At 71.9% G+C, this 14,540-nt stretch carries 10 protein-coding genes; 8 read left to right on the forward strand and 2 right to left on the reverse strand.

Going from position 1 to position 14,540, the window contains the following annotated elements:
- Positions 1–23: 23 nt before the first annotated feature.
- The gene (locus tag ACF09J_RS23085; protein ID WP_392307319.1) at positions 24–1,163 is read right to left on the reverse strand and encodes a CAP domain-containing protein; all 1,140 of its coding nucleotides are present in this window, start codon (positions 1,161–1,163) and stop codon (positions 24–26) included.
- Positions 1,164–1,332: 169 nt separating this feature from the next.
- Here ACF09J_RS23085 and ACF09J_RS23090 point away from each other — a divergent pair, with 169 nt between their 5' ends.
- The 5 genes from ACF09J_RS23090 (at position 1,333) to ftsY (ending at position 9,059) form a co-directional block, all read left to right on the forward strand.
- Entirely contained in the window at positions 1,333–1,614 is a 282-nt protein-coding gene (locus ACF09J_RS23090; RefSeq protein ID WP_392307320.1) for an acylphosphatase, read from the forward strand.
- A 381-nt stretch (positions 1,615–1,995) separates the two neighbouring features.
- Complete coding sequence (locus tag ACF09J_RS23095; protein WP_009190853.1) at positions 1,996–2,199, forward strand: hypothetical protein; 204 nt, start codon at positions 1,996–1,998, stop codon at positions 2,197–2,199.
- Positions 2,200–2,441: 242 nt separating this feature from the next.
- Entirely contained in the window at positions 2,442–5,996 is a 3,555-nt protein-coding gene (gene smc / locus ACF09J_RS23100; protein WP_392307321.1) for a chromosome segregation protein SMC, read from the forward strand.
- 257 nt (positions 5,997–6,253) lie between these two features.
- The gene (locus tag ACF09J_RS23105; RefSeq protein WP_392307322.1) at positions 6,254–7,669 is read left to right on the forward strand and encodes a sugar porter family MFS transporter; all 1,416 of its coding nucleotides are present in this window, start codon (positions 6,254–6,256) and stop codon (positions 7,667–7,669) included.
- Between the two features lie 181 nt (positions 7,670–7,850).
- Positions 7,851–9,059 carry a signal recognition particle-docking protein FtsY gene (gene ftsY / locus ACF09J_RS23110; protein WP_392307323.1) on the forward strand — a complete coding sequence of 403 codons (1,209 nt, stop codon included), beginning with the start codon at positions 7,851–7,853 and terminating at the stop codon, positions 9,057–9,059.
- Positions 9,060–9,907: 848 nt separating this feature from the next.
- On the opposite strand, the gene ACF09J_RS23115 is transcribed toward ftsY, so the two are convergent.
- Complete coding sequence (locus ACF09J_RS23115; RefSeq protein ID WP_392307324.1) at positions 9,908–10,570, reverse strand: bifunctional DNA primase/polymerase; 663 nt, start codon at positions 10,568–10,570, stop codon at positions 9,908–9,910.
- 447 nt (positions 10,571–11,017) lie between these two features.
- On the opposite strand from ACF09J_RS23115, the gene ACF09J_RS23120 reads away from it, so the two are divergent.
- The 3 genes from ACF09J_RS23120 to ACF09J_RS23130 all read left to right on the forward strand — a co-directional run bounded on the left by ACF09J_RS23120 (position 11,018) and on the right by ACF09J_RS23130 (position 14,520).
- Entirely contained in the window at positions 11,018–12,502 is a 1,485-nt protein-coding gene (locus tag ACF09J_RS23120) for a hypothetical protein (RefSeq protein WP_392307325.1), read from the forward strand.
- A gap of 318 nt (positions 12,503–12,820) precedes the next feature.
- Entirely contained in the window at positions 12,821–14,185 is a 1,365-nt protein-coding gene (locus ACF09J_RS23125; protein WP_392307326.1) for an ammonium transporter, read from the forward strand.
- A complete protein-coding gene (locus ACF09J_RS23130; protein WP_392307327.1) occupies positions 14,182–14,520 on the forward strand; it encodes a P-II family nitrogen regulator in 339 nt (112 codons plus the stop codon). Before ACF09J_RS23125 ends, ACF09J_RS23130 begins: the two co-directional genes overlap by 4 nt.
- The last annotated feature ends 20 nt before the right edge of the window (positions 14,521–14,540 follow it).

The following is a 14,540-nucleotide window of genomic DNA, read 5'->3' on the forward strand; positions in this document are numbered from 1 at the left end:
TCCCGCCGGCGCCTGTCGCGGTGCTAGTACCCGAAGTCCTGCGTCCACCACGGACCGCCGGAGCCGAAGTGCACGCCGACGCCCAGGGTCTTGAAGTCGCAGTTCAGTATGTTGGCGCGGTGGCCGGGGCTGTTCATCCAGGCGTCCATCACCGCCTCCGCGTCGGCCTGCCCGCGGGCTATGTTCTCGCCGCCGAGGCTGGTGATGCCGAGCTTCGCCGCCCGGTCCCACGGCGAGGCGCCGCTGGGGTCGGTGTGGTCGAAGAAGTTCTCCGCGGCCATGGCCTCGCTGAAGTCCTGGGCGAGGCCGGCGAGCGTGCTGCTCGCCGTCAGCGCGCTGCACCCCACCTTCGCCCGCTCCTCGTTGACGAGCCTGAGCACCTCGGCCTCGACGGCCGCCTGCGTGGGGGCGGCGGTCGGGGCCTGCGTCTTCGCCGGGGCCTCGGAGGCGGTCTCGGCCGGTGTGGTCTCCGGCTTCTCCGGGGCCGTGGTCGGCTTGGCCTCCGGTGCCTTCGTGGGCGTGGCCGACGATTCCGCGTCCGGTGTGGAGGCCGGGGCCGACTCGGCGGCGGACCGCTGCGGTGGCACGGGCCGGTCCGCGCCGCGGCTGGTCGTGGAGCCGCCGGCCTGACCGCCCGCGTCGGCGCTGCCCGAGGTGCCGCCCAGCGGGCCCTCGCTGTTCGTCGGCGAGCCCGCCGCCTGCACCTTGTCCGCGCCGCCGCCCGGGCCGCCCAGCTTGTAGTTCTCCAGGCCCGGCACCGCGCCGGTGGCGACCGCGACGGTGCCGAGGGCGACCGCGGCGGAGACCCCGAGCAGGCCCGTGCGGACCGGCGTCGCGGCCTTCTTCTTCCGGCGGTGTCCCCGCTCCCGCGGTCCGTCCGCCGGGCTGAAGCCGTCGGCCGGGAAGATCACGGTGGTCGTGGCGTGGGCGGAGCCGTCGACCGTGTCGAAGAGGTACTCCGGGGTGGTCGCGCGGGCGTCGGTGTACAGATCCGGGTTCAGATAGGGCGCGATGCCCAGGCGGCCGTCGTCGTCCTGCGGGCGGCTGTCCCACGGACCGCGATCGTGTTCGTACTCGTACTCGTACGAACCGTGCGTCCGACTGTCCCCCGTGGCGCGGCCCGTGGCGGCGCGGCCGGCGTCCGAACGTCGGTGGCGTCCCATGTGCTGGCCTTCCTCGTCTCTCTCGGCCGACGCGCGCCCTGAGCCGACGCGGTCAACCCAACTCACTCGATCGAGTGAGTTTCAGATGAGATTCATTGGATCGGGACGGTACCGCATGGCACGAGGGGCGGAGGTGCCCAGAGAGACATTGGCCGGTTAGGTTGCACCCATGAGCGAGGATGTTCGACTGGTCGCCTGGGTCCGCGGACAGGTCCAGGGAGTGGGTTTCCGCTGGTTCACCCGGGCCAGGGCGCTGGAGATCGGAGGCCTGAGCGGTTTCGCCCTCAACCTGGGAGACGGGCGCGTGCAAGTGGTCGCCGAGGGCGCCCGAGAGGGGTGCCAGAAGCTCCTGGACTGGTTGCAGGGCGGCGACACGCCCGGACGCGTCGACGGTGTCACCGAGATGTGGGACACACCTCGCGGCGGCTACGACGGGTTCGCGATCCGCTGACCGTGTGACGCGGTGGGGCCCGGACGACAGCGGCGGCATCTGCCACGGGCACCTGCCCGAAGGGAAAAGGAGCAGGTGGTTGCCAAGAAACGCGCGGCATGGCAGGCTCCGCACAGCAGGATGATCCGCACGCCCCGAAGGGCCCGCAGGAGTCGCAGCGCCACCAGGTTTCCGGTCGCGCGCCCCCGGGACACCCATGGATACGGGGTGTGATCGTGTTGACCGTCAAACTTTTTGGTGAGACGCTGAAAGCCCGCGCACCTCAGCTGTTTGGCATGGATGAACGGCACCACAACTCAGGCAGTGCCAAGCACCACGGGTGCGAATCCCTCACGACCCACACCGCTTCGGTCGGTCACTCAGTGTGGAGGACCATCCATCATGGCAAAGGCGCTTCTCGGTTACGTCGGTGGCTCCGACCCTCGACTCCTCGCCGAGATGCGACGGCTCCAGCAGCGCGTCCAGGACCTGGAATCCGAGCTTGTGCGGATCCAGGCGGAGAACGACGCCCTGACGGCTGCCGCTTCTCACGACAGGATCATGGAGCGCGTCGACGCACACCAGGCGGAGCCTGCGCTCACCTGATCACTGCATCGCACAACGACACAGGGGTTGGGCTGCCCGTCAACCGCTCACTTGTCAGAGTTGCAAGGGACGCTTCGGCGTCCCTTCGTTCTTTCCCCCGCCCTTCTTGCCCCGCCTTCGTTGCCCCCGCGCATCCTTTCACCGTCTTTAACATTTGGTGTGCCCTGCATATTCAACGGTGAAACCGCGCGGTTGCGGGGGTTCGTGGAGTGGGGTAGCGGCTGCCGGTAAAGTCCGGCTGCGTGCACCTCAAGGCCCTGACCCTCCGAGGGTTCAAGTCGTTCGCCTCGGCGACCACGCTCCGGTTCGAACCGGGGATCACGTGCGTCGTCGGGCCGAACGGCTCGGGCAAGTCCAACGTCGTGGACGCGCTCAGCTGGGTCATGGGCGAACAGGGCGCCAAATCGCTGCGCGGCGGCAAGATGGAGGACGTCATCTTCGCGGGCACCACCGGGCGCCCGCCGCTCGGCCGCGCCGAGGTGTCCCTGACCATCGACAACTCCGACGGGGTCCTGCCCATCGAGTACACCGAGGTCACCATCACGCGGATCATGTTCCGCAACGGTGGCAGCGAGTACCAGATCAACGGCGACACCTGCCGGCTGCTCGACATCCAGGAACTGCTGTCCGACTCCGGCATCGGCCGCGAGATGCACGTCATCGTCGGCCAGGGCCAGCTCGACTCCGTCCTGCACGCCGACCCCATGGGCCGCCGGGCCTTCATCGAGGAGGCCGCGGGCGTCCTCAAGCACCGCAGGCGCAAGGAGAAGGCGCTCAGGAAACTGGACGCGATGCAGGCCAACCTCGCCCGCGTGCAGGACCTCACCGACGAACTGCGCCGCCAGCTCAAGCCCCTGGGCCGGCAGGCGGCGGTCGCGCGCAGGGCCGCGGTCATCCAGGCGGACCTGAGGGACGCCCGCCTGCGGCTCCTGGCCGACGACCTCGTCGGCCTGCGCGAGGCCCTGAAGACCGAGATCGCCGACGAGGCGGCCCTGAAGGAACGCAAGGAAGCCGCCGAGCAGGAGCTGAGGAAGGCCCTCCAGCGCGAGGCCCTCCTCGAGGACGAGGTGCGCCGGCTCGTCCCGCGCCTCCAGCGCGCCCAGCAGACCTGGTACGAACTGTCCCAGCTCGCCGAACGCGTACGCGGCACGATCTCGCTCGCCGACGCGCGCGTGCACAGCGCCACCTCCGTGCCCCCCGAGGAGCGGCACGGCCGCGACCCCGAGGAACTGGAACGCGAGGCCGAGCGCGTCCGTGAACAGGAGGCCGGCCTTGAGGCGGCCCTCGAGGCGGCCCAGCGCGCCCTGGACGACACCGTCGCCCACCGCGCCGAGCTGGAGCGGGAACTGGCCGTCGAGGAGCGGCGCCTGAAGGACGCGGCCCGCGCCATCGCCGACCGCCGTGAGGGCCTGGCCCGGCTGGGCGGCCAGGTGAACGCGGCCCGTTCGCGCGCCGCCTCCGCCCGGGCCGAGATCGAGCGGCTGGCCGCCGCCAGGGACGAGGCCCAGGAACGGGCCGTCCACGCGCAGGAGGAGTACGAGGCGCTCAAGGCCGAGGTCGACGGCCTCGACGCGGGCGACGAGGAGCTGGCCGGGCGGCACGCGGCGGCGAAGACGGCGCTCACCGAGGCGGAGGCCGCCCTCAGCACGGCCCGCGAGGCGGTCACCGCCGCCGAACGCAAGCGGGCGGCGACCCAGGCCCGGCACGACGCCCTCGCCCTGGGCCTGCGCCGCAAGGACGGCACGGGCGCCCTGCTCGACGCCAAGGACCGCCTCACCGGCCTGCTGGGCCCCGCCGCCGAACTCCTGACGGTCACTCCCGGCTACGAGACCCCCCTGGCCACCGCCTTCGGCACCGCCGCCGACGCCCTGGCCGTGACCACCCCCACCGCGGCGGCCGACGCCCTCCGCCTGCTGCGCAAACAGGACGCGGGCCGGGCCGCACTGCTCCTCGCGGGCCCCTCACCGGAAGCCACCGAGGCCCCACCCGACCAGGACCAGCCCTTCGCCGCCGCGTTCGTGCGCGGACCCGCCGAGCTGATGCCCGCCGTGCGGTGGCTGCTGCGGGGAATCGTCGTGGTGGGGACGCTGGAGGACGCGGAGGACCTGGTGCTCGCCCGGCCGGAGCTGACCGCGGTGACCGCCGAGGGCGATCTGCTAGGGGCGTACTTCGCCCAGGGCGGCTCCGCGGGGGCGCCCAGTCTGCTGGAGGTACAGGCCTCCGTGGACGAGGCCGCCGCCGAGCTGGAGCAGCTCGCCGTGCGGTGCGAGGAGCTGACCGCGGACCAGGAACGGGCCGCCGAGCGGCGCCGCCGGTGCGCGGCCCTGGTCGAGGAACTGGGGGAGCGGCGGCGGACCGCCGACCGGGAGAAGTCGGCCGTCGCCCAGCAACTCGGCGGGCTCGCCGGGCAGGCGCGCGGCGCCGCTGGGGAGGCCGAGCGCTCCGCGGCCGCCGCCGCCCGCGCCCAGGAGGCCCTCGACAACGCCCTCCAAGAAGTGGAGGAACTCGCCGAGCGGCTCGCCGTGGCCGAGGAGATGCCGATCGAGGAGGAGCCCGACACCTCCGCACGCGACCGGCTCGCCGCCGACGGCGCCAACGCCCGCCAGACCGAGATGGAGGCCCGCCTCCAGGTCCGTACGCACGAGGAACGGGTCAAGGGGCTGGCCGGCAGGGCCGACTCGCTGGACCGGGCCGCCCGCGTCGAACGCGAGGCACGCGCGCGTGCCGAGCAGCGGCGCGCCCGGCTGCGCCACGAGGCGGACGTCGCCTCTGCGGTCGCCTCCGGCGCCCGGCAACTGCTCGCGCACGTCGAGGTCTCCGTGGCCCGCGCCGAGGAGGAGCGGTCCGCCGCCGAGGCCGCCAAGGCCCGCCGCGAGCAGGAGCTGACCGCCGCCCGCACCGATGGCCGTGAGCTCAAGGCCGAACTCGACAAGCTGACCGACTCGGTCCACCGGGGCGAGGTGCTCGGCGCCGAGAAGCGGCTGCGCATCGAGCAGCTCGAGACCAGGGCGCTGGAGGAACTCGGGGTCGAACCGGCGGGCCTGATGGAGGAGTACGGCCCCCACCAGCCCGTACCGCCCTCGCCCCCCGCCGAGGGCGAGCAGCTCCCGGAGGACCCGCAGCACCCCCGCAACCTGCCCCGGCCGTATGTGCGGACCGAGCAGGAGAAGCGGCTGAAGGCCGCCGAGCGCGCCTACCAGCAGCTCGGCAAGGTCAACCCGCTCGCCCTGGAGGAGTTCGCGGCGCTGGAGGAACGCCACCAGTTCCTCAGCGAACAGCTGGAGGACCTCAAGAAGACCCGCGCCGACCTGCTGCAGGTCGTCAAGGAGGTCGACGAGCGCGTCGAGCAGGTCTTCACCGAGGCCTACCGGGACACAGCCCGCGAGTTCGAGGGTGTCTTCGGCCGGCTCTTCCCGGGCGGCGAGGGCCGGCTCGTGCTGACCGACCCCGACAACATGCTCACCACGGGCGTGGACGTCGAGGCACGCCCGCCGGGCAAGAAGGTCAAGCGGCTGTCCCTGCTCTCCGGCGGCGAGCGGTCGCTGACCGCCGTGGCGCTGCTCGTCTCGATCTTCAAAGCCCGTCCGAGCCCCTTCTACGTCATGGACGAGGTCGAGGCCGCCCTCGACGACACCAACCTCCAGAGGCTGATCCGGATCATGCAGGAGCTCCAGGAGGCCTCCCAGCTGATCGTGATCACGCACCAGAAGCGCACGATGGAGGTCGCCGACGCGCTCTACGGCGTCTCCATGCAGGGCGACGGTGTGTCGAAGGTCATCAGCCAGCGCCTGCGGTAGCGACCCGGCGCGTTTGTGCGGTGGCGGGGAGCCCGCGTGCGTTCGCCACTTCGGGGTAGTCGGACCATGTCCGCAGCTTGACTACAACATTTGAATCGAAGTCCCGATGCAGTGGGTGGTGAGGCTTAACCCAGAGCGAAGTTGACTTCGATAAATGAAGGCATAGTCTCTCACTCGTTGTTCTTGTCTTCAGGTCTCATCGCCTGAAGGGGCTGACCCCACTCCGGCAGCGCTGCCGGAGTGCCCGAGGAGTACACGTGACCGCAACGCAGGCCCCAGGCCCCGGAGCCCGGACGGCTCACCCCGAACATCTCGGGCACGTCATCTTCATCGCCGCGGCCGCCGCCATGGGCGGCTTCCTGTTCGGGTACGACAGCTCCGTCATCAACGGCGCCGTCGAGGCCATCCGGAGCCGCTACGGCATCGGCTCCGCGGAGCTGGCCCAGGTCATCGCCATCGCCCTGATCGGCTGCGCGATCGGCGCCGCCACCGCGGGCCGTATCGCCGACCGCATCGGCCGCATCCGCTGCATGCAGATCGCCGCGACCCTGTTCACCTTCAGCGCCGTCGGCTCAGCCCTGCCGTTCGCCCTGTGGGACCTCGCCTTCTGGCGGATCGTAGGCGGCTTCGCCATCGGCATGGCCTCCGTCATCGGCCCCGCCTACATCGCCGAGGTCGCCCCGCCCGCCTACCGGGGCCGCCTCGGCTCCTTCCAGCAGGCCGCGATCGTCGTCGGCATCGCCGTCTCCCAGCTGGTGAACTGGGGGCTGCTCAACGCCGCCGGCGGCAACCAGCGCGGCCGGCTGCTGGGCCTGGAGGCCTGGCAGGTCATGCTCGGCGTGATGGTCGTCCCGGCAGTCCTGTACGGACTGCTCTCCTTCGCCATCCCCGAGTCCCCGCGCTTCCTGCTCTCCGTGGGCCGCCGTGACAGGGCCCGCCGGATCCTCGCCGAGGTCGAGGGCGACCACATCGACCTCGACGCCCGCGTGGCCGAGATCGAGAACGCCATGAAGCGGGAGCACAAGTCCACCTTCAAGGACCTGCTCGGCAGCAGCTTCCTCTTCAAGCGGATCGTCTGGATCGGCATCGGCCTGTCCGCCTTCCAGCAGTTCGTCGGCATCAACGTCGCCTTCTACTACTCGGCGACGCTGTGGCAGTCGGTCGGCGTCAACCCGACGGAGTCGTTCCTCTACTCGTTCACGACGTCGATCATCAACATCGTCGGCACCGTGATCGCGATGATCTTCGTGGACCGCATCGGCCGCAAGCCGCTCGCGCTCATCGGCTCGGCCGGCATGGTCGTCGGCCTCGCGTTGGAGGCCTGGGCGTTCTCGTACCCCCTGGTCGGCGGCAAGCTGCCGGCCACCCAGGGCTGGGTCGCCCTGATCGCGGCCCACGTCTTCGTCCTCTTCTTCGCGCTGTCCTGGGGTGTCGTCGTCTGGGTCCTGCTCGGCGAGATGTTCCCGAACAGGATCCGCGCCGCCGCCCTGGGTGTGGCCGCCTCCGCGCAGTGGATCGCCAACTGGGCCATCACCGCGAGCTTCCCGTCGCTGGCCGACTGGAACCTCTCCTGGACCTACGTCATCTACGCGGCCTTCGCCGCGCTCTCCATCCCGTTCGTCCTGAAGTTCGTCAAGGAGACGAAGGGCAAGACGCTGGAGGAGATGGGGTAACCACCCCGCACTACCGCCTCCCGCTGTCCCGGCTCGCGCCCCGAGCCGGGGCAGTACGCGCTCTCGGGCGTACGTTCCCCGCCCTGTGGGCCGGGCGGCCGCCGGGCCCGGAAATCAAGGAAACGCGGCCCCCTCCGCACTACCCCTGACCGCCCAGTCAGTCACGCATACTGGACAGGTTATGGAAACCATCATCCTTGCTGTAGTCATCGCCGTGGTGGTGCTCGGCGCGCTCGGCGGGCTCATCGTCGGCAGCCGGCGGAGGAAGCCGCCGCCCCCGCCGCCGCCCTCGGCGCCCGACATCACCGCCCCTCCGGCCGAGCCACACGTCGGCGAGGAGGCCGAGACGCCGCGGGAGGAGCCGCGGCGGACGATCGAGGAGGTGGATCTGCCCGACGGCTCGGCTCCCGTCGCCGTCGAGGAGCCGCCCGTCGAGGAGCTTCCGGCACCCCCGATCGAGGTGCCCGAGCCCACCGCCGGCCGTCTGGTGCGGCTGCGCGCCCGCCTCTCCCGCTCGCAGAACGCCCTGGGCAAGGGCCTGCTCGTCCTGCTGTCCCGCGAGAACCTCGACGAGGACACGTGGGAGGAGATCGAGGACACGCTGCTGACCGCCGACGTCGGCGTGCAGCCCACCCAGGAGCTGGTCGAGCGGCTGCGTGAGCGCGTGCGTGTGCTCGGCACCCGCACGCCCGAGGAGCTGCGCGGCCTGCTGCGCCAGGAGCTGCTCACGCTGATCGGCCCCGAGATGGACCGGACGGTGAAGACCGAGCCGGCCACCAGCAAGCCGGGCATCGTGATGGTCGTCGGCGTCAACGGCACCGGCAAGACCACGACGACCGGCAAGCTCGCCCGCGTCCTGGTCGCCGACGGCCGCAGCGTGGTGCTGGGCGCCGCCGACACCTTCCGCGCGGCAGCCGCCGACCAGCTCCAGACCTGGGGCGAGCGGGTCGGCGCCTACACCGTGCGCGGACCGGAGGCCGGCGACCCCGCCTCCGTCGCCTTCGACGCGGTGAAGGAGGGCAAGGAGATGGGCGCCGACGTGGTGCTCATCGACACCGCCGGCCGCCTGCACACCAAGACCGGTCTCATGGACGAGCTCGGCAAGGTCAAGCGGGTCGTGGAGAAGCACGCGCCGCTGGACGAGGTGCTGCTCGTGCTCGACGCGACCACCGGGCAGAACGGCCTGGTCCAGGCCCGTGTGTTCGCCGAGGTCGTCGACATCACCGGCATCGCGCTCACCAAGCTGGACGGCACGGCCAAGGGCGGCATCGTGGTCGCCGTCCAGCGCGAGCTGGGCGTGCCGGTCAAGCTGGTCGGCCTCGGCGAGGGCCCGGACGACCTGGCCCCCTTCGAACCGGAGGCCTTCGTCGACGCCCTCATCGGCGACTGACCCCCACCCTCCCCAGCGCCCGCCCCGTCCACCGGGGCGGGCGCTTCCGTTTCCACGTTGCCCCGGCGGGGCCCGAACCCGTGGGGGTCATGGGGCCGACTCCGCAGGGCGGCCGTGCTCCGTGAGCGTGCCGCCGCGGACGCTGGTACCTGGCGGGCCCCAACACAAGAACGCTCCCGCCCGACGGACCGCACCCCGGCCTTGCCCATCGGGCGGTGCCCCGGCCTTCACTGTGGGGCGCGCCCCGGCCCTCGCCCGGCGGGCCGTACTCCGGCCCCGGCTGGTGAGGTGCGCCCCGGCCCCCGTTCGTCGACGGAGGCCGTCGGCGCCGTCAGCGGGGGGTGCATCCGGGGGTCTTGCTCGTGGACCGTGGCCCGCGTCGGCGGGCCACGCTCCGGCTCACGCCGCGAGCCCGAGCCCCGGTCCTCGCTCGGCGAATCGAACTCCGGCCCTTGCCGGAAGGTCGTGCCCCGGTCCGCGCCCGGGGGGCCGTACTCCGGTCCGCGCCCAGACAACCGCACCACGGCACCCGCCCGCCGACGGAGGCCGTCGGCGCCGCCCACGGGTTGAATCGGAAGGTCCTTGCCGACGGATCGCGATCTGGGCCCGGCCCAGAGGCGAAGCCCCGCCCGGTTCGCCGGCGACGTCGCCGGTGCCGTCGGCGGGGCTCAACCCGAGGGTTCCCGGTCGACGGGACGCGCCCTGGTCCCCGCCCGCGTGGCGAACCCCGCCGGTGGCGTCGGCGGGCTGAACCGAGGGCCCGCGGACCGCGCCCCGCCCTCGCGGGGCCGCCCCCGGCCTCGCTCGCCGACGCGTGTCCCCGGAGTTGCCGGTCGGACCCCGTTCGGCTATGCCCGGGACCGGTGGGCCACGTAGGCCAGGGTGCCGAGGAGGAGGCGGGCCTGTGGCGGCTTGGCCGTGTCCAGGGCGGGCGGGCGGAGCCAGCGGACCGGGCCGCGGCCGCCGCGGTCGGAGGGCGGGGCCGTGAGGAACGTGCCGGGGCCGAGGCCGCGCAGATCGAGGGCACCGGGATCGTCCCAGCCCAGGCGGTACAGCAGGGCGGGCAGCTCGGTGGCGGCTCCCGGGGCGACGAAGAACTGGGCCCGGCCGTCCGGCGTGGCGGTCACCGGGCCGAGGGGCAGGCCCATGCGCTCCAGCCGGGCCAGGGCGCTGCGCCCGGCCGGCTCGGCGACCTCGATGACGTCGAACGCGCGGCCGACGGCCAGCATCACCGCGGCCCCCGGCAGCTCCCGCCATGCCCGGGTCGCCTCGTCGAGCGTGGCCCCGGCCGGGATCCCGGGCGCGAAGTCCAGGGGGTGGGCGCCCGGAGCCGGGCAGTCCGTGCGGCCGCAGGAACAGGCCCCGCCGACGGCCCGCGCGCCCCGCACCACGTCCCAGCCCCACAGCCCGGTGTACTCGGCCACCGCCGTGCACTCCGATGAGCGGTACGACCGGCCGCGCCGCCGCGTGCCGGTGCGGATCTCGCGCATGCCGCCGATCGTGAAGCCCATGCCCCCTCCAACGGTTCCACCACCCCGATGGTTACGAGGCGGATGTCTTTCGTCACTCTCGGTTTCCGCACCTCCCCGGTCGTGCCGGGTTCCTGCCGCGTGCGGAAGCGCCACGGGTGGTGCGCCGGACAGCGCGCGCCCTCATGTGCACCGCTCCACTCGCCCGCCGCTGGCCTATGTCAAGTGAATCGCGCCCGGGGCACGACGGGTTCATTCGAAGGGGTGGCGAATGGTGGCGTTTCAGCGATCCCCGTGGCTGAGCGGGTGATCGTAGGATTACTGTGAGTGTGCGAGGCCTGGGGGCACATGCACTCGTGGGTATGCCGGAGGCAACTCGGCAGTCGGTTCGAAGGGTGAGAATCGGCGGACGAAAGGCCTTGTTGACCGGCATTCTGATAGGGCTTGGCGCACCAAGCGACAAGTGGTCTCAGGGATGGGGGCGTTCCAGTGAGCGGCAACGGCGGAAGCGGGACGAGCGCTGCGAGCGCGGACAAGCGCCCGAACGAGCTGCTCGCCTCGTGGTTCGTGCGCAGCGGCTGGTCCAAGGGTGAGCTGGCCCGCCAGGTCAACCGCCGTGCCCGCCAGCTGGGCGCCAACCACATCTCCACCGACACCTCGCGCGTCAGGCGGTGGCTGGACGGCGAGAACCCGCGCGAGCCGATCCCCAGGATCCTCTCGGAGCTCTTCTCCGAGCGTTTCGGCTGTGTCGTCGCCGTGGAGGACCTCGGTCTGCGCACCGCGCGCCCGACGCCCTCCGCCACCGGTGTCGACCTGCCCTGGACGGGCCCGCAGACCGTGGCCCTGCTCAGCGAGTTCTCGCGCAGCGACCTGATGCTGGCGCGGCGCGGCTTCCTCGGAACGTCGCTGGCGCTGTCCGCGGGCCCGTCCCTCATCGAACCGCTCCAGCGCTGGCTCGTGCCCGTGCCCCAGTCACCCCTCGCGGAGCCCGATCCGCAGGCCGCCTCCCGCCGCCCCGGACGGCTCTCCCGGCCCGAGCTGGAGCTGCTGGAGACCACCACCGTGATGTTCCGGCAGTGGGACGCCCAGTGCGGCGGCGGCCTGCGCCGCAAGGCCGTCGTCGGCCAGTTGCACGAGGTGACGGACCTCCTCCAGGAGCCCCAGCCCGAACCCACCGGCCGCCGGCTGTTCAAGGTCGCCGCCGAACTCGCCGAACTGGCCGGCTGGATGAGCTACGACGTGGGACTCCAGCCCACCGCCCAGAAGTACTTCGTCCTCGCCCTGCACGCCGCCAAGGAAGCCGGCGACAAGCCGCTCGGCTCCTACGTCCTGTCCAGCATGAGCCGCCAGATGATCCACCTCGGTCGCCCCGAGGACGCCCTGGAGCTCATCCACCTCGCGCAGTACGGCAGCCGCGACTGCGCGAGCCCGCGCACCCAGTCCATGCTGTACGCGCTGGAGGCCCGCGCCTACGCCAACATGGGCCAGCCCGGCAAGTGCAAGCGCGCCGTGCGCATGGCGGAGGACTCCTTCGGCGACGCCGAGGACTGGGACGAGCCCGACCCCGACTGGATCCGCTTCTTCTCCGAGGCCGAGCTGTACGGCGAGAACTCCCACTCCTTCCGCGACCTCGCCTACGTCGCCGGCCGCAGCCCCACCTACGCCTCCCTGGCGGAGCCGCTGATGCAGAAGGCGGTGGAGCGGTTCGCCGAGGACCGCGAACACCAGCGGTCGTACGCCCTGAACCTCATCGGCATGGCCACGGTCCACCTGCTCCAGCGCGAGCCCGAGCAGAGCACCGAGTACGCGAGGCAGGCCATGAGGGTGGCCAAGAAGGTCCGCTCCGAGCGCGTGAACACCCGTATCCGCAAGACCGTCGACAACGCGGTCCGCGCCTACGGGGGCCTCGCCGAGGTCATCGACCTGACCGAACAGCTCGCCTTCGAACTGCCCGAGACCGCCGAGGCCGTCTGACAGCGCCTCCCCGGACCCCGGCCGCGGCCGGCCCTCCCGAACTGCCCGACTCGGCTCCCCCATGCCTGGTCATCGGAAGGCCGCCCGCGGCCGGCCTGTTTCTCCGTACGCGCTTCACGGCACGTCATCACGCGCTTCACCGCCACGTAACACGGCTGACCTCTTCGTCACCCCGACGAAACAACGAGAGGCGTCCGCCGAAACCGCGCTCGGCCAGTCTCGTGACACGGTCGGCCGGTCACCCCCTCGCCGACCGGACCGCGCAAGGCTTCGCCCGGCCGCCCGCACGGGGCCGTGCCGACCGACGAGGAGACGCCGATGGCACCAGCCGCCATCCTGCTGGCGGCGGACGCGCCCAAACTGTCGTCCGCCAACACCGGCTTCATGCTCATCTGTTCCGCCCTGGTGATGTTGATGACCCCCGGTCTGGCCTTCTTCTACGGAGGCATGGTCCGGGTCAAGAGCACGCTGAACATGCTGATGATGAGCTTCATCAGCCTCGGAGTCGTCACCCTCCTGTGGGTGCTCTACGGCTTCTCGATGGCCTTCGGCACCGACCGGGGCTCCCTCATCGGCTGGACCTCCGACTTCGTCGGCCTCAGCGGCATCGGGAAGACCGAGCTGTGGCCCGGATACACCATCCCGGTCTTCGTCTTCGCCGTCTTCCAGCTCATGTTCGCGATCATCACCCCCGCCCTGATCAGCGGAGCCCTCGCCGACCGGGTCAGGTTCAGCGCCTGGACGCTGTTCCTGGTGCTGTGGGTCACGGTCGTGTACTTCCCGGTCGCCCACTGGGTCTGGGGCGCCGGCGGCTGGGCCAACAAACTCGGCGTGATCGACTTCGCGGGCGGCACCGCCGTCCACATCAACGCCGGAGCGGCGGCACTCGGCGTGATCCTCGTCATCGGCAAGCGCATCGGATTCAAGAAGGACCCGATGCGCCCGCACAGCCTCCCGCTGGTCATGCTCGGCGCGGGTCTGCTGTGGTTCGGCTGGTTCGGCTTCAACGCCGGCTCCTGGCTCGGCAACGACGACGGCGTCGGCCCGCTGATGTTCGTCAACACCCAGGTCGCCACCGGCGCCGCCATGCTCGCCTGGCTCGCCTACGAGAAGATCCGGCACGGCGCGTTCACCACCCTCGGAGCCGCCTCGGGCGCGGTCGCCGGACTGGTCGCGATCACCCCGTCCGGCGGCGCGGTCTCCCCGCTCGGCGCGATGGCCGTGGGCGCAGTCGCCGGAGTCCTGTGCGCCATGGCGGTCGGCCTGAAGTACCGGTTCGGCTACGACGACTCCCTCGACGTGGTCGGCGTCCACATGGTCGGCGGCGTCGTCGGCTCCCTGCTGATCGGCTTCTTCGCCAGCGGCAGGGGCCAGTCCGCCGTCCGGGGCCTGTTCTACGGCGGCGGCCCGGAGCAGTTCTGGAAGCAGTGCGCCGGAGTCTTCGCCGTCCTCGCCTACTCCCTGATCGCCTCCGCGGTCCTCGCCTTCCTCCTGGACCGGACCATCGGCATGCGGGTCACCGAGGACCAGGAGGTCTCCGGCATCGACCAGGCCGAGCACGCCGAGACCGCGTACGACCTCACCGGCGCGGGCGGCGGAGCCGTCGCCGCCGTCACCGCCCCGGCCCTGGCCGCCGCGCAGATCAAGAAGGCCGCCACGCAGAGCAGGAAGGTGGACGCATGAAGCTCATCACCGCCGTGGTCAAGCCCCACCGGTTCGACGAGATCAAGGAGGCCCTCCAGTCGTTCGGCGTCAACGGCCTCACCGTCACCGAGGCGAGCGGCTACGGACGGCAGCGCGGCCACACCGAGGTCTACCGGGGCGCCGAGTACACCGTCGACCTGGTGCCCAAGATCCGCATCGAGGTGCTGGCCGAGGACGACGAGGCCGAGCAGTTGATCGAGGTCGTCGTGAAGGCCGCCCGCACGGGCAAGATCGGCGACGGCAAGGTCTGGTCCGTGCCGGTCGAGACGGCGGTCCGGGTCCGCACCGGCGAGCGCGGCCCGGACGCGCTCTGACGGCCGCAGGACAGGAGCCG

Source organism: Streptomyces sp. NPDC014889, from assembly GCF_043081205.1.
GTDB lineage: Bacteria > Actinomycetota > Actinomycetes > Streptomycetales > Streptomycetaceae > Streptomyces.